Annotated in this window: 16 protein-coding genes and 1 pseudogene; 2 read left to right on the forward strand and 15 right to left on the reverse strand. The window is 36.8% G+C overall.

The window, feature by feature from the left end; genetic code table 11:
- Window positions 1-6: 6 nt before the first annotated feature.
- Window positions 7-1,455 (reverse strand): sucrose-specific PTS transporter subunit IIBC, encoded by a 1,449-nt coding sequence (locus tag WAX78_RS19155; protein ID WP_336483596.1) that lies wholly within the window; start codon window positions 1,453-1,455, stop codon window positions 7-9.
- 103 nt (window positions 1,456-1,558) lie between these two features.
- Window positions 1,559-2,542 carry a LacI family DNA-binding transcriptional regulator gene (locus tag WAX78_RS19160; RefSeq protein ID WP_336483597.1) on the reverse strand — a complete coding sequence of 328 codons (984 nt, stop codon included), beginning with the start codon at window positions 2,540-2,542 and terminating at the stop codon, window positions 1,559-1,561.
- 264 nt (window positions 2,543-2,806) lie between these two features.
- Here WAX78_RS19160 and WAX78_RS19165 point away from each other — a divergent pair, with 264 nt between their 5' ends.
- Window positions 2,807-3,508 (forward strand): hypothetical protein, encoded by a 702-nt coding sequence (locus tag WAX78_RS19165; protein WP_336483598.1) that lies wholly within the window; start codon window positions 2,807-2,809, stop codon window positions 3,506-3,508.
- A gap of 45 nt (window positions 3,509-3,553) precedes the next feature.
- Here the strand turns inward: WAX78_RS19165 and WAX78_RS19170 are convergent, their stop codons facing one another.
- The 3 genes and pseudogenes from WAX78_RS19170 to WAX78_RS19180 form a co-directional block, all read right to left on the reverse strand.
- Window positions 3,554-5,902 (reverse strand): YhgE/Pip domain-containing protein, encoded by a 2,349-nt coding sequence (locus WAX78_RS19170; protein WP_336483599.1) that lies wholly within the window; start codon window positions 5,900-5,902, stop codon window positions 3,554-3,556.
- Between the two features lie 184 nt (window positions 5,903-6,086).
- Window positions 6,087-6,659, reverse strand: a complete 573-nt coding sequence (locus WAX78_RS19175) for a TetR/AcrR family transcriptional regulator (protein ID WP_336483600.1) — start codon at window positions 6,657-6,659, stop codon at window positions 6,087-6,089.
- 264 nt (window positions 6,660-6,923) lie between these two features.
- Window positions 6,924-9,191 (reverse strand): annotated as a pseudogene (locus WAX78_RS19180) (DUF6359 domain-containing protein); the annotation flags it as partial.
- Between the two features lie 331 nt (window positions 9,192-9,522).
- Between WAX78_RS19180 and WAX78_RS19185 the strand changes: the two are divergent.
- Window positions 9,523-9,711 (forward strand): hypothetical protein, encoded by a 189-nt coding sequence (locus tag WAX78_RS19185; RefSeq protein ID WP_336483601.1) that lies wholly within the window; start codon window positions 9,523-9,525, stop codon window positions 9,709-9,711.
- A gap of 11 nt (window positions 9,712-9,722) precedes the next feature.
- On the opposite strand, the gene hemY is transcribed toward WAX78_RS19185, so the two are convergent.
- The 10 genes from hemY to WAX78_RS19235 form a co-directional block, all read right to left on the reverse strand.
- Window positions 9,723-11,144, reverse strand: coding sequence for a protoporphyrinogen oxidase (gene hemY, locus WAX78_RS19190; protein WP_336483602.1), 1,422 nt, complete (start codon window positions 11,142-11,144; stop codon window positions 9,723-9,725).
- 22 nt (window positions 11,145-11,166) lie between these two features.
- Complete coding sequence (hemH, locus tag WAX78_RS19195) at window positions 11,167-12,102, reverse strand: ferrochelatase (RefSeq protein WP_336483603.1); 936 nt, start codon at window positions 12,100-12,102, stop codon at window positions 11,167-11,169.
- 13 nt (window positions 12,103-12,115) lie between these two features.
- The gene (hemE, locus tag WAX78_RS19200) at window positions 12,116-13,162 is read right to left on the reverse strand and encodes a uroporphyrinogen decarboxylase (protein ID WP_336483604.1); all 1,047 of its coding nucleotides are present in this window, start codon (window positions 13,160-13,162) and stop codon (window positions 12,116-12,118) included.
- Window positions 13,163-13,393: 231 nt separating this feature from the next.
- Window positions 13,394-15,496 carry a transglycosylase domain-containing protein gene (locus WAX78_RS19205; protein WP_336483738.1) on the reverse strand — a complete coding sequence of 701 codons (2,103 nt, stop codon included), beginning with the start codon at window positions 15,494-15,496 and terminating at the stop codon, window positions 13,394-13,396.
- A gap of 214 nt (window positions 15,497-15,710) precedes the next feature.
- Window positions 15,711-16,448, reverse strand: coding sequence for an anti-sigma factor (locus WAX78_RS19210; protein ID WP_336483606.1), 738 nt, complete (start codon window positions 16,446-16,448; stop codon window positions 15,711-15,713).
- 10 nt (window positions 16,449-16,458) lie between these two features.
- A complete protein-coding gene (locus WAX78_RS19215) occupies window positions 16,459-17,001 on the reverse strand; it encodes an RNA polymerase sigma factor (protein WP_336483607.1) in 543 nt (180 codons plus the stop codon).
- Window positions 17,002-17,159: 158 nt separating this feature from the next.
- Window positions 17,160-17,651: a COG4315 family predicted lipoprotein gene (locus tag WAX78_RS19220; RefSeq protein ID WP_336483608.1), complete on the reverse strand. Its 492-nt coding sequence runs from the start codon at window positions 17,649-17,651 to the stop codon at window positions 17,160-17,162.
- Between the two features lie 539 nt (window positions 17,652-18,190).
- Window positions 18,191-18,679 carry a DinB family protein gene (locus WAX78_RS19225; RefSeq protein ID WP_336483609.1) on the reverse strand — a complete coding sequence of 163 codons (489 nt, stop codon included), beginning with the start codon at window positions 18,677-18,679 and terminating at the stop codon, window positions 18,191-18,193.
- A gap of 175 nt (window positions 18,680-18,854) precedes the next feature.
- Entirely contained in the window at window positions 18,855-20,294 is a 1,440-nt protein-coding gene (locus WAX78_RS19230) for a PH domain-containing protein (RefSeq protein WP_336483739.1), read from the reverse strand.
- Window positions 20,287-20,763, reverse strand: a complete 477-nt coding sequence (locus tag WAX78_RS19235; protein ID WP_336483610.1) for a PH domain-containing protein — start codon at window positions 20,761-20,763, stop codon at window positions 20,287-20,289. Before WAX78_RS19235 ends, WAX78_RS19230 begins: the two co-directional genes overlap by 8 nt.
- Between the last annotated feature and the right edge of the window lie 213 nt (window positions 20,764-20,976).

Below are 20,976 nucleotides of genomic sequence, written 5' to 3' on the forward strand. Positions count from 1 at the left end.
CAAAAATTAAGCTGCCTCTTTTTGAGAAGAGTTGCTCCCCTTCTTTTCTGTTCTTTTGGCTAAAATAAGCGTTAATGCAAAAGCAATAATAAAGGAAATTACCATTCCGATTACATAGGGAATAATGCAATCTGGTCTAATTGAAATAATACCAGGTAAACCAGCAGCTCCTAGTGAAATTGCTTTTACCTTGTAAAAAGTTATAAAAGCAGATGCGACTCCCGAACCGATAATAGCTCCTATAAACGGATATCTTAGTTTTAAATTAACACCAAACATCGCTGGCTCTGTAATACCTAGAAGTGCTGAAATTCCCGCTGCTGACGCAATGCCTTTCACTTTCTTATCTCGTGTAATAAGAAAAACTGCAAGCGTTGCTGCGCCTTGGGCAACGTTAGACATCGTTGCAATTGCAAATATGAATGAACCGCCTGTTTTTGCAACATCAGCTAATAATTGCGTTTCGACTGCAATAAAACTATGATGCATACCTGTAATCACTATTGGTGCATAAAGGAACCCAAAGATCCCACCACCAATAAATCCAGTTGTATCGTATAACCAAACGATTCCATCTGTTAACAGATTTCCCGCATAACGTGTAATTGGTCCTACTGCTGTAAAAGTTAATAAACCTGTAATAAAAATCGTTAATAAAGGTGTAAGAAGATTATCAAGTGCTGTTGGAATTACTCTTCGTAAATATGTTTCTATTTTTGCTAGAATATATGATGACACAAGAACTGGTAATACTGTACCTTGATATCCCACTTTTTCAATAGTTATACCGAATATGTGCCAAGCGGGTACTTTATTAGCCACCAAAGCTGCCCCATACCCATATCCATTTAATAAATCAGGATGGACCATTAACATGCCAAGAGCTGCTCCAAGATAAGGATTCCCTCCAAATCGTTGTGTTGCTGAAAACCCAATTAAAATTGGTAAGAATACGAATGCTGCATTTGCAAATGTATTAATGAGTGCTGCTAAATCTGTTATTTGAGGATTTGCTTCCACTAGTGATTTCCCTGCAATGAATAAATCTTTTGCTGTTAATAGGTTATTAATCCCCATTAATAGACCGCCTGCTACGATAGCTGGAATAATAGGAACAAAAATATCAGAAAGCATTTTCACAAATCGTTGAAGCGGATTCAATTTTTTTGTTCCAGCGGCTTTCACATCTTTTGTAGACATCTCGGAAAGATCTGTCAATTTTGCAAGCTCTTTATACACTTCGTTTACAGTTCCTGAACCTATAATCACTTGAAACTGTCCACCCGTAGAAAAAGTTCCCTTCACCGTATCCATGCTATCAAGTTTCTTTTGATCAACTTTTCCCTCATCATGTAAAACTAAACGTAAGCGAGTTGAACAGTGTGCTGCTGCCGAAACATTCTCTTTACCGCCAATTGCTTCCAAAATTTCTTTTGCGATTTGATTGTAATTCATAATGCTCCCCCTTTATTATCATATTTTTTGGAACCGGTTCCAAAAATAAACCAATTAAAAACCAGCCCTTGGAACCGGTTTCAATTTGATTATATGATTGCTTTTATATGTTGTCAACGCTTTCTCTTTCAATTATTTCATATTTAGATATTGAAATTTTTTCTATCTCTTCTTCATTTATAAGCTTTACAATATTTCGAGCCGCCCTTTGTCCCACTTCTTTGTAATAAAATTTCACAGTTGTTAAAGCGGGATGAATCACCTCTGTTACTTGATATCCACCAAATCCAGTAATGGACAAATCCTCAGGCACTCGTAAACCTCTCATATATGCGGCTTTTAATGCACCAAGTGCGATATTATCTGTTGCACAAGCTAAAATAGAGGGTTGAAACTCCTCAATAATTTCAGATGCGGTTCCAATCGCGTCTGCGATATTAAAACTTGTTTCATAATACTTCACTTCACAATCCGATTTTGTATCTACTGCTTCTTTGAACCCCTGCTTTCGTTTTACACCAACTGCAATATCATGTTCTCCTACACCTAAATACCCGATTCTTTTATGCCCCTTTGCAAGGATATATTGTCCTATATCATAAGCCGCTCCATAATCATCATGAATGAGACTGTACACTTCTTTATGCTGCTGCCCAACAAGCAGAACTGGTATATCAATTTTACGAAAAGCTTCTATATGCTGATCAGTAATTTGAGTAGCCAGTAAAATAATCCCTGCAACCTTTTGATTTGCCAATGTATAAATGTTTTCGATTTCCCGTTCTAAATCTTGATTGGAGTTGGATATTAACATTTGATAATTTAGTTCTTTTAACTGCTCATCGATACCAATTAATGTTAGCGATGAAGCATAGGAATTCAAACGTGGTACGATTGTACCAATAATATTTGTTTTCTTTGCCTTTAAACTTTGAGCAAACGTGTTAGGAATATATCCTGTTTCTTGAATCGCACGCTTGATTTTCTCTTTTGTCGCATCACTAACAGAACCGCCATTCAAATAACGGGAAACTGTACTCTTTGCAACCCCTGCTATTTGAGCGATATCAGAAATTGTTTTTTTCATTGTTTCATCTCCATCTTCATATACGATTGTTAATCATATCATCTGTTTTTATTCTAGTCTCCTACGTTGAAAAATAAAAGTTATATATACCTTTCTACTGACAAAGCACCTATATATTTATATAATTCGCATTCCCACACATCGAAAACTCAACCTTACAATTTCGTAAGGATACTGTCATAATACGGAATTGTTCCTAATATATGTTTTTCTGTAAAATAATAGATATAGGAAACATTCAAATTATTTTCAGGGGGAACAATCGTGAAAAAGGGCATCATCGCACTAGCAATCTTATACATATTCTTAACTGTACAAACAATCTCTTCACTGTTTGGAAAGGAACATTATAACGACGCTGTAAACAAGCTAAGAGAAACAAAAGAAGTAACCTCTTTTCAAACAGCAAAAGATGGTGTGATTCTATTAAAAGGAAACATAACGACTGAACGGCCAGCTGCAGATGAAACAAAAGTAAATAAAGAATTTGCTTTACTCGAAAAAAAGTCTTATAGAAGAAAAAAATTAAGTTGGAAAAGCATGGATACCGAAAAACATATTCCAGCGCACCTTTCTGTAAATGGTGAATCACTTCCTGCTTTAAACGAAAAAGAAATTCGATTGGCAATCGAGCCTATTCCACTTTCTTCAAAAGACATTACTACAACTGAGGACTACACCTTAAAAAAAGACGATACACAATTAACAATACATAGTAAAGGATACCGCTATCACGGAATTGAAAATAACACGGAAGCTCTAATTTTTGGAGTAAAAAAAGGAAACAACCTTGAAGGCTATAATGGTTCTGAAATTTTAATAGGTAAAACAAAAGAAGAAATCACAAAGAATATGAAAATGAAAACACTCTTCGAAAAATATGCACCATTTGCTTGGGTCATTTTTACGCTTATCCTTGTTAGTTATGGTGTACATCGTTTTCGGAAAAAGAAAAAAATAGCATAATAAAATAAAAAAATCCTAAAGGCTAATGCCTTTAGGATATATCAATTATTCTGCTTCCGCAAATTTTCCGAATTGACGTTTATGCATCCAAGTTAATACTCCAATTGTTCCAAGTGATAATAGAACAATAAAGCCTATTAAAATACCTGTATTGTGCCACATAAAGCTGTAATCTCCACTTGAAATAACCGCTTTAAATCCTGCTACAGAATATGTCATTGGGAACCATGCGTTAAACACTTGCAATGGTTTTGGAATTAATTCAAGCGGGAATGTACCAGCACTTGTTGTTAACTGTATAATCAATGTCAAGATCGCCACAAAACGTCCTGCATCGCTGAGAGCTGTTACTAAGAATTGAACTAAAGCAATAAATGTTAAGCTTGTAATAATACTAAACAATACGAAGTATGGAACACTTTGTACTTCAACACCTAACCCAAGCAGTAATATCGCATCTGCAATAAGTGCTTGAATTACCCCAACAGCTAAAAGTACACCAAACTTACTAATAAACCAGCTAAATCCTGATTTCGGTATACCAACTGTTTCGCGTAATGGGAACACGATAGATAATAACAGTGCCCCAACGAATAAACCAAGAGATAAGAAGTACGGTGTAAAGCCTGTTCCGTAGTTTGGAACTTCTGCTACTTTCTCAGTTTTCACTTTTACTGGACTAGAAAACATATCGTATGTCTTATCAGTACCTTTTGTTTCGCTTGTTTTCTCAGCACCTTCGCCAAGTTTTGTTGCAAGTTCTTTTGAACCGTCGTTCGCTTCACCTAATCCACTCGTTACTTGACCAGAACCGTCTTGTAAACGAGTTAAACCACTTTGGAAATCTCCTTTTGGATCTACGAATTGACCTAAACCACCTGAGATTTTTTGTGAACCATCAAGTAAAGCACTTACTCCACTTGCTAATGGACCCGCACTCTCTGCTAAGGTATTTAAACCGCCTGTTATTTGTCCTGAGCCAGTTGCTAATTGACTTAAACCAGTTTGGAATTTTCCTTTTGAATCTGCTAACTGGCCTAGTCCTCCTGTTATTTGCCCTGAGCCAGTTGCCAATTGATTTAAGCCAGCTATTGATTTTTCCGACAACTGACTTATTCCATCATTTAACTTGCCAGCTCCACTTGCAAGTTCTGTTGCTCCGGCTTCAATTTTTCCAGCCCCTTTTTCTCCAGCTAGCCCTTGTACGCCTTGAGCAACTCCTGCTGTACCTTTAGAAACTTGTTGACTGCCTTCCATTATTCCTTGAACAGCAGGCTGTAATTGATTTCTATATTCTTCTGGTAAATTTTTAATTTTTTCATTTAAATCCGCTAAGCCTTTTGAAACTTGTTGAGCCCCTCCAGCTGTCTGCTGCGCAACATCACTTAGTGTATCTGCTTGTTTCTTCCATTCAGATACCCCTTGTGAAAGTCCAGAAGCTCCTGCGCTTATCCCTTGTGCACCTTTTTGAGCTGCTTTTAATCCAGATTGATAGTCACCTTGCGGATCACTAAACTGATTTAATCCATTTGTAATTTGTTGTGAACCATTCAATAACTTACCTAAATTTAATTGCAGTTCTCCTTTAGGATTAATTAGTTCATTTAAACCACCTGTAATTTTTTGTGAACCACCTAATAACTGATTCACTCCATCTGGCATACTACTTACTTTACTATTTAACTCACCTAACCCATTTGTGATTTGATTAGAACCACCTGCTAATTGGTTCAATCCATCATTCGCTTTCTTAGATAACTCACCTAACCCATTTGTGATTTGCTGTGAGCCGTCTTTTAATTGATTCGTACCGTCATGAAGCTTACCTGCTCCCTCGCTTGCATCGGCGAAACCTTTCGAAACATCTTTTAATGAATCAAACATTGTCTCAGTATACGTTTTCGTTACCGTTTCTGATACTTCACCTTTAATTTTTTCCATGGCTGATGCGCCAATTTGTGAAGATAAGAAGTTTAAGCTTTCATTTGGAATGTACTCTAATTTTGATTTTTTAGGGTTTGCATCGAGCAGTGTTGTTGTATTTTGAGAGAAGTCTTTTGGAATACGGATCGTCATATAATATTTCCGATCGTCCATCCCTTTTTTAGCTTTTTCTTCGCTGACAAACTCCCATTTGAAGCCTTCTTTTTCTTTTAAATTCTTAACAAAGTCTTTACCAGCTTCAATCGGTTTTCCATTATATACTGCACCTTCATCCATATTTACGACTGCAACTGGTAAATCTTTCAATTGGCCATATGGATCCCAAAACGCCCATAAGAACATACCAGCGTACAATACTGGAATAAATAATACTGCAATAATTGGAATTAAGATTTTTTTGCTTTTGATAATCGTAGCAAACTCTTTTCCAAGCAGTTTAAATCCTCTCATTGTTTCACTCTCCTCTTAAATACTTGACCACTTTGTTCATTTAGTCATTTTTTGCAAAAAAAAGAAGAAAATAACGACCAATTCATCTTCTCGTATGTGTTACTATCTTCTTACAATTCCACCCTCACCAATTTATGACTGAACCATTCATTTGGTCATATTTTATAATAATAAGAGGATTATCTCATTTTGACAATCCCTTTAATAAATATAATTCAAAAAGTTCAGCGATATGCTCTTTTTCTAACGGTTCGTGATACTTTTCCCAGTCAGAAATAAGCGATACATACAGACGAAGCATGATAAATGCGGTAATTTCTGGATCACATTCCATAATTTCACCTTTTGCAATTGCAACTTCAAGACGAGATTTAATAAATGTAATAATTTCAGAATCCAATTGCCTCATAACATCTTGCACTTCTTTTGTGCCCATATCTCGCTCTTCCTGAATGAGCTTAATCGTAAGCTGATGTTCTTTACGAAATTCTAAAATGCTATATAAGGCACGATGTACATTTTCAAAAAATGATACATTCGAATCAATTGCCGTTTCTGCGACTTGCTTCATTTCGGTAATTAAATTTGAAATGATTTCACCAAACAGCTCTTCCTTATTTTTAAAAAACGTATAAATCGTCCCTTTTCCAACATTTGCAAGTTTTGCAACTTGATCCATTGTTGTTGCTTTATAACCAAAAGCGGAAAAAGATTTTGTTGCAGCTTCAATAATTGCTCGTTTTCGATCAATTGCCATGTTGTCCCCCCAATAATGACTAAATGAACATTTCAGTCAATCAGTACGAATATGATATTATCATATCTTTCCAATGTTTTCAAGTTTTATTTTTAACGGAAATTCAACATTACTCCTAAAAAAATAAAATTCATTATCTCTCATTGTATCAAAAAATAACAAAAGTAAACAAACACACTCGTCTGTACGACAGACGAGTGTGTTTTATCCCGTATGAACGGGCAGTAAGACCACCACTAATGGAAGTTTCGCTTTATCTTTCACTTATGAAGCTTTCTTTAACTCAATTTGTGCAAGTACCGGATCATGATCGCTCATGCGTCCATCCTCTTCCATGACATTTGTATTTAAATGAACTGGATCAACAATTGTGTGCGGTGCAATGTTATTTGTTACGAAAATATGATCTAACACTTGTGCATTTCCTTCATGAATATACGTATAACGATTTTCTTGCGGAACTGTTTCAAGCATTTCTTTCATAATGCCGCCTTTTAATGCTTGCATTGGTTTTGAAAATTCAAAGTCATTCATATCACCGACAACAACAACCGGTGCATTTGCATGTCGCTCCTGAATACCTTTTACAAAACCATTGACTTCCTCAGCAAGCTGCACGCGTTTTTCTTCACTTTTTAGTACAAGCGGCTGAATTTTTCCAAACGGCGGTGCATCGCCTAATTTAGAGTTTAAATGATTGGAAATAACAACGATGTTTTGCCCTTGGAATGTAAATTCAGCAGCTAACGGTTTACGTGTATCGTCAAATAATGCATTATTTTCTCCAATTCGTACAACGTTTTTCTCAAGTAAAACAGGCTTTTGTGCTAATTTCACACGAGATGAATTATAGAAGAAACCAACGCGAATATTCGCTCCTGGCGCACCGCCATCTTTATTATTTTCTGGTGCAATCTCTACATACTCATACTTTGGTCCTTGGATTGCCTGAATCGCATCAATTAAACGCTTTGCACTCAGTGACGCATCTGTTGCACCATCATTTATTGTTCCATTGTTATCTTGCATTTCTTGAACACCAATAATATCAGGCATTTTTAAGTTGTATTTAATTGCGTAAGCAAGACGTCTTACTTTTTCATCGGATGTTTCTTTTATATTTGCTGAGAAGTTTTCAATGTTATATGTTGCAATTGTTAATTTATCTAAGCGCGGTTGAATATTTGCACCAAGTTGTTTAAATCCACCATCTTGCAGCGCTGGAAGATCTCCGATTGGAGCAATACGATAACTTCCGTAATCATAACCAACTATACCTGTTACATCCCCGAGGAGCTGATCTCCTGCTTTTGCTACATAATTACGTGCTACTTTAATAGAAAGGCGCTCTGGATTTAAATTATCAGCTTGCAAAAGCGGCGTCCCGAATTTTGTTGTTACTTTCTGACTGCCATTCGCAATCGTTACATATAAATTGCCGTTTTTTTGCGGTGCAATCACTTTTGGCTGCGGCAGTGTTACAAGCATTCCTTCTAAACTTTCATAAAAATCAATTGCATCTTCTGCTGGATCAAAAATACCGAATCCATCATTATCAATAACTTGATCTGGTATTTTCACCCCATTTTCTCCTAGTACAACTGCTTCTGGTAATTTTTGATTACTCGCTTTAATTGTAACTTGCTTTGCTTTAATTTCTGTAATCGATAAATCTGTCTCAAAACGTTCTGCATATCCTGGTCCGATAAATTCCTGAACTTGTCCATCTACAGAAACGAGATCACCTACTTTTACGCCCCCATCTTTTTTATAGACATAAATTCCTTCTGAAGTAGCTGGGTCTTCATCAGGCTGCGGATCTTGCATATAAAATCCATACTTATCTAGTTGTGTAACAATACCTGTAACTGCCTTTACATCTTTTCCATCATAAGCAGAAACGTGCGATTTCCCTTGAATATCGTGAATATGAATAGGATCATTTTTCACAATCGTAAACGAGAATGTTGCAATGCGTGAATCTTCAGATCCCTCTTTCACCGCAATCGCTTTAATTACACTATTTTCATTAAGTACGATTCGTTCATTATAACGAATACTTTGAGATGTTGGATTCGATCCATCTAATGTGTAATAAATGGTCGCACCTTCTGTTGCTGTTGTTAATGTTACAGCTGTTCCTTTTTCAACTTCGCCCCCATTTGGATTGGCAATAACATCACTTACCTTCTGAGTTTCTTTATCTTGAAACGCATAGGCAGTAACAGACTTTAACCCTGGGCTGCTAAAATAAGTATCTAACGTACCTGTTAAACGCACCTTTTTCCCCAGATTTTCCGGGTGATCTTTCACATTAACCGCTTTACGAACTTCACCTATTGGAAGCTGAACCGGCATAATTTTATTCGCGTTTATTTCATTTGGAGAAGCGGCGATTGCAACATTTGTATCTCCAAATTTCGCTGGATCTTTCGTATATTTACCTGGATTTTGTGTATATCCAACAATATACCCCTCTACAACTGCTTGTTTTTTCCCTTGCTGCTGAAACAATTGAATTGCTTCATCAACAGTTAATACTTGTTCCTGTTCAGCCTTCGCTACAATATCTGATACTAACACAGCAAATACGAGTGAAAAAAAGATGATTGCTAGCTTTTTCAACAAAATCCTCCCCCTAAATATTTGTCCTATTCCCTAACATGTTCTATCATATCAAAGTTCTTTACAAAGAACATTATAATTGCGGGAATTTACAAAAAATTAACCTCCTACTTTAGTGGGAATCTATTCTTCCTTCCTATGACTATTTGATGATTAGGGTTTGCTACTTTCTACGGAGTCTTTTGAGAAGTGATTTTCTTATACTAATTGTAAAAAGAATGTAAAGGAGTAATCCCATATGATTTTGATTATGATATATGCCTTTTTCACTATATTCGCTTTCGTTTCTGACTATATCATGGAGAAAAAAGGATTTTCCTTAGATTTTAGCTTATTACCTTCTATTACGATAAATGACAAGCCAACACAACAACCACTTGATTATGAAAGAGAACACTATCATGCAAAAAGCATCCCTAATGAATAGGGATGCTCCTGTTATTGCGCTATTAACTCTTTTTGTTTCGTTTGTTCTAAATAAGATAATACATATTTTACCGCTGCTTCGCCTTGATCAATACAATCTGGTAATCCAGTGCCAGCATAAGAGCAGCCTGCTAAATAAATACCAGGTAATTCTTCGTTCATGAAATGTTTTATATCTTCCATGCGCTCTTTATGACCAACCGTATATTGAGGCATCGCATCTTTCCAGCGGCTGACAACAGCAAACTCTGGCTCAGCTGTTATATCCATTGTCTTTTGTAAATCTTCTAGCACGACACGAATGATTTCTTCATCTGTTTGATCTACAATCGCTTCATCGCCAGGGCGCCCAACATAACAACGTAACAATACCTTTCCTTCCGGCGTTGTATGCGGCCATTTTTTATGCGTCCATGTACATGCTGTAATTGTAAAATCACTATTACGAGAGACCACAAATCCTGTTCCTTCAATATCACGCTGAATTGCTTCTTCCGGGAACGCTAACGCTACATTCGCAACTGACGTAGATGGAACGTTACGGAAAAAGCGGAACTGTTTATATTGAGCAAACATCGTTGGCAGCAATTTATGAGATGCAGCCATAACAATAGCATCTGCTTCTATTTCTTTACCGTTGCTAAGTATGATGCTATAACGATCATCAATTTTTGTAATTTTTTCAACGCGCGTTCCTTTCATGACCGTATCATCTTCTAATCGTTCTTCAATTGCATCTACAACGGATTGCAATCCTGTTTTTAACGTTAAAAAGATTCCTTTTGCTTTTGCATCCTTTGTCGCTTTCGGTGCTAATGTACGCATACCAAGTGAAATGCTGCGATATTTTTGTTCTACTTGATAGAACTGCGGGAACGTCGCCATTAAACTCATCTGATCAATATCCCCAGCATAAATACCTGATAACAAGGGCTCAATTAAATTTTCAACCACTTCATTTCCTAAACGGCGACGGAAAAAGTGACCGAGTGACTGATCCGATATTGGCTTAGAACGAGGAAGCACAAAATCAAAGCTTGCTCGCACCTTGCCGATAGGAGAAAACAACCCAGAAAATACAAATGGTTTAATTTGCGTTGGAATCCCCATCATCGAACCGCTTGGAATGCCATGCAAACGGTTATTTACAAGGACAAACGATTTTCCTGTTGCATTATTGACAAGTTCATCGCCAAGATTTAATTCCTGCGCTAACCTTGCTGCACTCTCTTTTCGCTCTAAGAACGAATCTGGACCACGTTCAATTGTAAATCCGTCTTTTTGCAATGTTTGAATTTTTCCTCCGAGCCTTCCAGATGCTTCAATAAGCATCGTATCAATCGGCAGCCCTTGTTCACGAATTTCTTTTTGTAAATAATAGGCTGTTGTTAAGCCGGAAATACCACCGCCTATAATCACTACCTTCTTTTTCAAGTCTGCTTCCTCCTTCCTCGCTTTATGAAACTGCACTCCACTTTTTCATAACAACATCTGCTAAACAAGCAATAAATGCAGCACTTGCATTTGGCATCTCTGGGCGATAATAATTTGCATTTATTTCTTCTGTTACAATTTTACATTCAATATCATTGTCATACAGTACTTCTAAATGATCTGCAACAAATCCAACAGGTGCATATACAAAAGAAGTGTATCCATGTTTCTCATGCAATTCACGTGTTAAATCCTGCACGTCTGGTCCAATCCATGGATCTGGTGTATTACCGGCACTTTGCCAGCCTACTGCATAATTCTCCACTTCAGCTCCGCGCGCAATATAATCAGCCGTTTCATTTAATTGTTCTGGATATGGATCACCAAGCGCAATGATTTTCTCTGGCAAGCTATGTGCTGATACGATAAGAACAGCTTTTTCACGCTCGTCAGCTGTCATTGTTTCATATGTTGCTTTCACTTGGTTAACCCAGTAATCGATAAATTTCGGTTCTTTATACCAACTATCAATACCGTGAATTTGCAAGCCGCCAAGCTTTTCTGCTTCTTCTTGCGCTCTTCCTACATAGGATTTTACGCTGAAAGTAGAATAATGCGGTGCAAGAACAAGGGCAATTGCATCTGTAATTCCATCTTCGTGCATATTCTTCACAGCATCTTCGATAAACGGCTCAATATGTTTTAAACCGAGATACATTTTAAACTCTACTTCGTCTTGCATTTCATTTAAATACGCTTCTAACTTTGTTGCTTGCTCAAGCGTAATCTTTGCGAGAGGAGAAATGCCGCCGATTGCTCGGTAGCGTTCTGTTAGTTCTTCTAAACTTTCAGTACTTGGCTTTCTTCCTCTGCGAATATGTGTATAGTAACGTTCAATATCTTCTTCTTTATAAGGCGTTCCATATGCCATCACAAGTAAACCGATTTTCTTTTTCATGCGGGCTTCTCCTTTACTTCGCCAACTGTTCTCTTGAATAGTCGTGTATGAATGCAGTCATACGTTTTAACGTCTCTGGATTTACCTCTGGGAATACACCATGCCCTAAGTTAAATACGTATCCCGGCTGTTTCATTCCTTGATCTAAAATCGCTTTTACATGCGTTTCAATTACATCCCACGGTGCAAGTAAAATAGATGGATCTAAATTTCCTTGCACAGCCTTTTGAATACCGCGAGCACGCGCTTCTTCAATCGGCAGGCGCCAGTCCAGACCTACAACATCAAGCGGCAAGTCATGCCATTCATTTACTAAATGACTCGCTCCAACGCCATGCATAATAAGCGGTACATTCATAGAACGAAGTTCTGTGAAAATACGCTCCATTGCTGGTTTAATATATAAGCGGTAATCCGCAACATTTACTGTACCAACCCAAGAATCGAAAATTTGGACTGCTTTTGCACCAGCATTAATTTGCGCTTTTAAATACGTAATCGTCATATCTGCAAGCTTTTCCATTAGCGCAAACCACGCTTTTGGCTCTGCATACATAAACGCTTTCGTTTTATGATAATTGCGAGACGGCCCGCCTTCAATCATATAACTTGCTAATGTAAACGGTGCTCCTGAAAATCCGATTAGCGGAACATCAAGCATTTCCGTTGTTAATAAGCGAATCGTATCTAATACATATGGAACGTCATCTTCAGGATGAATTTCTCCTAATTTTTCTACATCTTGCAGCGATTGAATAGGATTATCAATCACAGGCCCAATTCCTGATTTAATCTCTACATCCACACCAATCGCTGGAAGCGGTGACATAATATCTTTATATAAAATAGCAGCGTCAACGTTATATTGATCAACAGGCAGCTTCGTTACATAAGCACAAAGCTCTGGCTGATGTGTAATTTCAAACAAAGAATACTTTTCTTTAATCTTTCTGTATTCCGGCTGAGAACGACCCGCTTGGCGCATATACCATGCTGGTACATAATCCGTGCGCTCTCCTCTACATGCTTGTAAAAATGTTTCATTGATTTGTCGTACCAAAATCTTGTTCCCCCTTCTTTTCTAATGCAGCTAACGAACCCTATCCTTTTTTATCCCGCTATTCGAGGGCAGTAACCCCCCTACTAAGGGAAGTTTCACTTTATCTTTTCTTAATATAAATCTGTAAAAACAAAATGTACAACATTATGTACGATGTTCATGAAATTGACACAAAAATATGTCTATATCCCTTCTTTTTTCGGAACATTTTCATTATAGCACAAGCTGAATTTACGGCTTAACCTCTTTTGTTTTTTCTCCTTCTCGATTCGTTTGCGGATTAAATGGTACAACATAAAAATGAGGTACTTTAAAAACGTTCATAAACTTTACTTCATATTCACCTTTTCCCGTTACTGTATCTATATGATTGGCTTTCCCATTGTCTATTTTGTAAATTCGATATTGAACTCTCTTATCAGGAAGTTGATTCCATGTTAGTTTCGCTGTAAACAAACCAAGCGGGGTAAACGTTAACTTAGCTTCTAAACCATCCACTTTGCTTAAGCGAATCGGCATCCCAATTGTTTCAACACCACGTGGCTGTGCAAATTTCTTTTCATCTTGTACATTTACTTTTGCTAAAATTGTTTTAAATAGTTTTGTTGGATAGGCACTGCTCCCTCGCACATAATGTTTGTCATCAGTGCGGTCATATCCCATCCAAACAGCTCCAACTAAATTTGGTGTATAACCAACAAACCAAACATCTCTTGCTCCGTCCTCTTGATTTGGCAAAGAAGTTGTTCCAGTTTTCCCAGCAAGTGCTCCTTTATATACACCATCTTGTGCAGTTCCTTCTTTCACAACACCTTCAAGCATTTTTGTCATATACCAAGCAGTTTGCTTAGAAAAAATTTTTATTTCTTTGCCTGTTGCTTGTCCAATCATTTCTCCGTGTCGGTTCAACACCTTCTCAATGACATGCGGTTCAACGATTTTTCCACCCGCCCCAAATGCACGATACATTTTCACGAGTTCAAATGGTGAAACACCTTCTTTTAAACCGCCAAGCGCAGTACTAAGACCATGTTCAGGAATATAAATATCCCCTTTTTCTAAATATCGCTTTCCTTCTTCAACCCCAATTTCATGCAGAAGAGAGACAGCTGGGACATTTGCCGATTCTAGTAGCGCATCATACATCGTTACTTCTTTTGAATATTGATCATTGTAATTACGCGGTTCATAGCCATCAAAGGAACCTTGTTCATTTGTTAATAAAGAATACGGTGTATATTTTTTCGTTTCCAGTGCTGGTGCAAATACGAGAAGCGGCTTTAAGACAGATCCTGGCTGACGCTTTGCGTAAATTCGATTTAACCCGCGTGCTATGTAATGCCTTCCTCCAACTGCGGCTCTTATTCCGCCTGTTTTACTATCCATTAAGAGAACAGCACCTTGCATCTCATCGTCTTGCATTGGAAAATTACGGACATTTTGCAATTGTTCATACGCTACCTTTTGCATTTTGTCATCCATCGCAACAACAAATGTATATCCTCCGCGCAATACTTCTTGATGAGATAATCCATACGTACGAGCTGCTTCATCGACTACCATATCGATATATGGCATATAAGCAAGCTCCTGTTCATTTCGATTTGTATGAAGGGCAATCGTTTTTCCTTGATAACGAACCGTTTCTTCTGCCGATAAATATCCTTGTTTATGCATTAATGATAAAATTAAATCCCGGCGCTCCTTACTTTTTTCAGGATGCAAAAACGGAGAATAGCTATTCGGCGCTTTCGGAAGAGCAGCAAGCATCGCCCCTTCTTCGACCGTTAACTGCTGCGCGTCTTTATTAAAATAAAATTTTGCAGCTGCTTGAATGCCATAGGCCCCGTGCCCAAAATAAATATGATTTAAATACATTTCTAAAATCTGCTGCTTCGTATATTTCTGCTCCAAGTGAAACGAAATGGCAACTTCCTTCATCTTACGGAACCACGTTTTTTCATGTGACAAAAAGACATTTTTCACAAGCTGCTGTGTAATCGTACTCCCGCCTTCTACTTTCTCTCCAGCTAAAACATCTTTATAAAGTGCTCGTATAATAGAAGAAAAATCAACACCATGATGTTTATAAAAACGTGAATCTTCAACAGCTAAAAACGATTGTTGAACAAATGTGGGGATATCTTCAATATGTACCAATTCCCGATTTTCCACGTAAAGCTTCGTGATTTCTTTACCTTGCTGATTAACGATACGTGATGAAGAGTGAAATACAAGACGTTTTTCATCCATCATATAACCACCAGCAAATACAATCAGTTTATATAGAACAATTGCAAATATAAAAATTGAAACAAAGCCAATGAGAAACATCTTTGTATTCTTCACGCCTCACCCTTCTTTCCAAATGATGGTACGTTTATTATTTGAAAAAACATACCCTTTATGTATAATCTTCGAAGTTTTTTACAGGTCTTGGCATATCGAAGAAAAATAAAATGAAACTTCCATCAATGGGGGTTTTCTTCATCCCTCACTGATTGAAGTTTCACTTCATAAGAAAATTAAATTCACCGTAATGTACGTGTTACGTTCCTAGTATCTTTTTACCAAGAGGTTTCGTACTATTCGAATCTGGTTCAAGTGTAATACCAATGTTATCAAAGGACTGTTTTTGTGAAATTTCATATGTCAGAAGTCCTGAACCAGTTTCATCTGGTTTAAATATTCCAGCGTTTTTTCTTTCTCCATCTTTTAATAACCAAACTTGATACACTTCTGCATTTTTTACTTGTGGCAAATGATCAGCTTGTACAACTAATTTTTTTTTATCTCCTTGTTGTATAACAAACATATACCCCTTTGTATTTTCATGGTTTTGATCGGTTGATACTAATGGACGAGTAGAAATTACTTCAATTGGATTACCGTTCAATTCATGCTTCACTAAAGGTTGTATTTTTAATTGCGAATTTTCGATTGTTAATGCCACTGTGATCACTAACATTGTTACTAGTAATACTGTTGTTAACGGTGTAAATTGTTTTTTTAGTAAAGCCGTCCATTCTTTCCACTTCGTTGTTACTCTGTTATCTTCATTCGTTTGTTCGTGTGCAAATACAAAATCAAACACTTCAGCTTTTAATGTTTCTGGTACTTCTTTCTCCTCAAAGTCGAAATGCAGCGCTTCCCAAGCTGCCTGCATTGATGGATACTCAGCTTGACATTTCGGGCATGCCTTTACATGTTCTTGAAACTTTCTTTGCTCTCTATCATCAAATGTATTCGTAACGTAAGATAATAAATGCTCACATTCTCTCTCCATACTATCCCCTCTAATCTAGATATTTTTTTAATTGCTTTAAAGATTGATGAAGACGACTTTTCGTAGTTCCCAATGGTTCATCTTCCATTTTAGCAATCTCACTAAGGGAATAACCTTTCCAATATAATAAGTCGATTAATCTTTTTTGAGACGTAGACAAATTCTGCTTTGCCTTTTGAATTTCAACACTGTGTAGTCTTTTCTCAATTTCATTCTTTGAATCTGCTATATGCATAGGTTTTTCAGCATCATCAAACTTCCTATACGTAAGTTCTTTATTTTCTTTTCGGACATAATCAATACATATATTCCTCGTAATCGTAAGTAACCAATTTACGAACTCACCTTTTGAAGGATTATACATACTTTTCGTTGTCCAAAGTTTTAAGAACACTAATTGAACGACTTCTTTTGTTTGCTCTTCATTTCCTTGGAAAAATTTAAAAGTGAAACTATATATCAGCTTAATATATCGTTCATATAGTTCTTCTAATGCAGGACGATAGTTCCTTTGTACTAATTGCATTAGCTCATAATCATTTTTTTCTTTCATTCTCACCTGCACTCCCTGTTTTTTCATTTATTTCTGATAATTCGTAATTTATTTAATTATATAATTCAGGAAGAAAAATAGGAACCACCAACAACGCTGGTCGTTCCTTTTAACAGAATATTGATTCCGAAGCCCCCACTGATGGAAGTTTCACTTTATCACTGTTTAAATGTGGTTTCACTATTCAGCACAAACCATATATCTTTAACCCCTTGTCCATTTATATCTCCTTTTGATTTATCATTCGCAAAATAGTAAAGGGGATAGCCTTTATACGTTACTTGTTGTTCTTTCGTATCTTCTCTTGTTATCGCAGCAAAGTCTTTTTTATCAAACCCTTTTGGCACTTCAAAATCTTTTGCAACAAATGGCGGCCAAAGTTTTACACATTCACCACTACAATTACTTACCTTAGCTGTGTCTTTTGTAAAATAATAGAGTGTCTTTCCATTTGAATCTGCTAAGTATTTTCCAACCTTATCGTTCTCTAATAATTGTAAACTAGGAGATTCGTCTTTCTTACTACTAACTTCAATCGCGTTTTCTCCACTTGATTTCTTACTTTGAGCCTCTTCTTTCTTATCGCTATTACATGCTGTTAATAAAAATACACTCGCTAATATGGACACAACACATTGCCAGGCTTTCATACTGACTCCTCCTCTAATTTTTTATTTATATGTAAGGTAACGATAGAAAGGTTTGATTGGTTTGATAGAAAATAAAAAAAGATGCAAGCCTCTCTTTCTGCTTACATCTCTTTCTAATTCTATCCAATTTATCCCGCATTAACGGGCAGTAATACTCCCGCCTCAAAATTCGGTGAACGCAAAGAAGTTAGGTGGGAGATAAACTGCCCGTAAAAGCCCGATTGGTTCAACTAACCATCCGTGGAGGATGAAGCCCCACCACGGATGGCAGTTTCACTTTATCCCGCTATTCGCGGGCAGTAAGACCCCACCTCAAAATTAAGAGAGAAGCGAAGAAGATAGGTGAAGAATAACTACTGGCATGTGCCCGATTGGTAAATGCTTTCTATCAGTAGAGGATGAAAAAAACAAAGGAGAATACATATTTTAGCTCTGTTGTATCACAAACAAAAAAGACCGCTTAAAAACAGCCTCACATATGTTGGTGCCATGCTTTTTACTTTCTGTTTTCAACAAACGAAGCACCACATGTATTCTCTCTAATCATTCGTTCCTAACACATCTGTGTTTGGAGGTTCATACCCCATCTGGCGTATCATAGCTACAATCTGTCCCTTGTGATGGAATTCGTGAGTGATTACATGCGTTAACAATTTACCAGGTGTGATTGATAACATTTCTCCTTCTTCTCTCCAAGGAATCTCCCTCTGAATCGGCTCATCCATGTGATGTTCAAGTACTTCAAATACTGCATTTACAAGAGAATCTACATGTTCAAAGCGTGCTTTTATTTCGTTCAAACCCAGTTGTTGCAGATCTTCTTTTGCAGTGAGCGGCTTCTTCGTTTTTAATAAAACAAATGAACCAAGCCAAGCGTTATAACAGTCTGCTACGTGTACCATTGTGTCTCGAACACTTTGCCAACCGAACCCCATCTGGCGAGTAAAGTCATTTGGTTCTAGTTCTCTACAAAATTCAAGAAGTACTGCTCGAGTTTGTCTGACCCATTCATATTCGTTTTTATGCATGGTATACACCCCTTTATTTGTTTAAGAAACTTATTTCACAGCTTATGTCCTAACCCTTCTAACAAGTAATCTATATCTATTTCGTCTTCATTTTTACCCTTATGATTTGTGGAAACAAAAAAGAAGATAACCATCTACATATAATAGGTGATTACCTTCTTTTTCACTTTATTTTTCAGTCTACAAATATTTTTTCATCTTTTTGTTTATACCAACTATGCATCTTATCCGCATCTTCTAATCTCACATGCTTTAATTCATAATGTCGTCCCGCACCTGATGATGCAACCGCAAACATATACGTACACAATTGATCTTTATGTTGAAAGTAATGCTGACTTTTCTTCATCGATTGAATATGTCTTTTTCTCACTAGGCCTGTATATTTAGCAATGCCACGATATACAATTGTGAGCTGGTTCGGCCCTAGCGCGTATCCGCCTGTTTTAAATTTCCCATATCCAAGAGCTGTAAAAATCATAAACAATGGAATCAATGCAAATAGTCCTATATATCGTTTAAAGTATATGCTAGCTCCTGCAATTGGTATTGCAAATATCATGCAAATCATCCAGCTATAAACAAGGTAGCGGCGCATTGCTGCTTTTGGTAAATGTGTGAAATGCTCCTCTAATTTGTATGGTAATTGCAAGTGCTCCAATAATTGCTCGACATCCTTTTTTCTCATCAGGGGATGCAGCGTAACATTCATCTCATGTTTTCCAACGCTTTGAATCACTTCTACATGAACAGAGCAATAACCGAACGGTTGTCGAAGCAAAGCCTCTTTAATTGTAATGGCTTGGATTCGATGCACCTTTAACACAAGTTCCTTTTTCTCAAATAAACCTTGTGAAATACGAATTTCCTCTCCTCTTCGATAAACAGTAAAATTCGCATGTTTAAATGCATATGCAAATGTTGAAATAATCCATGACAAGACAATTAAAGTAGCGGCCATATACATCCAGCCGTACATATCACTATTTTTCACATATTTTTCGACTGTATCGATTATACTTTGTGGAATATAGTCTTTTAACTCTTGGGCAAATAGGAAGAAAAACGAAAATAATAATCCAAACTGACCTGATGTAACAGAGGCAAGAAGAATTTCTTTGATTGTTAGTTTATAAACAGCTGTGTTTGTTTCATTCGTCTGTGCATGGTTGTCTTCTTTTACCTGTTCTTCTAATTTCGCTTCTTCATTTAAAAGTGAAATTAAATACTTTGCCTCATCATTTGTAATCCCTGCTAAGCTTACCTCTGGTTCATGACCTCCACCAGCCGTTTCAATCTTTAATTTCGTTAAACCTAACAATTGATAGACCACATTGGAACTTGTATTGATTGTTTGCACACGCGCTTTATTTAAGTAGCTTTCTTTTTTCACAAACAATCCCTGTTTAATATGTAGCGTATTATTTTCAATCCAATATACTTTGTAATACCATTCAATCATAGTAGAAAGAATGGTAAACGCAAAAACTCCAACCGGAAGCAAATACCAAAATGAAAACTTACCTTTCATACTAAAGAGAAGTATAAACGTTGGAAACAAATCTCTTAATTTTAATTCAAATAAAATCGTAATCGGATGCTGTCTCTTATACATCTTCATCACTTACCTTCGCCAGTTCAGAAATTTGGCGTTTTAATTGTTCAGCTTCTCTCATTGTTAGACCCGGAATACCGTGCGTCATTGCAGCTGTAGATACTTTTAATTCCGTTAGCCCAAATTTGCGCATGATTGGACCTTGTTCAATCGTTACGTGTTGAATACGAATCATCGGCACTAATACACGTTTAACAACGAACATTCCATGTTGAATTTCCATCTCTTCTTCATTTAACTGATAGCTATGATAACGCTGACGTAAACTCGGAAATACAAGATAACCGAGCGGTGCATATGCAAGAAGCCCTATTACAAGCGCACCGAATATCCAGCCTGTCCAATCGAATTTCATCATAAATATAAAATAAGCTATTGTAATAATAAGACCGATTCCAGATGTAATGAGCGAGTTAATTTGCCATACTCGTACCATGCTGGAATGAATTTGATTTTCTAATGGTTGCATTGTTTCACCTCTACTTTATAATCTAGTACATCTTTTTCTATGATTCTATCATCTTAGTTACCAAGCTGTATTAATCATATTAAAAACACAATTGGAAAACAAGCTATTTAAAGGGAATTTTTCCCTTTAAATAGCAACTTCCATCAGTGCTGGGGTTCTTCATCCCCCACTGATAGAAAGCCCGCGAATAGCGGGATAAACAAAAAAACTTTC

Origin of the sequence: Bacillus yunxiaonensis, from assembly GCF_037104695.1 — a bacterium.
Classification (GTDB): domain Bacteria; phylum Bacillota; class Bacilli; order Bacillales; family Bacillaceae_G; genus Bacillus_A; species Bacillus_A yunxiaonensis.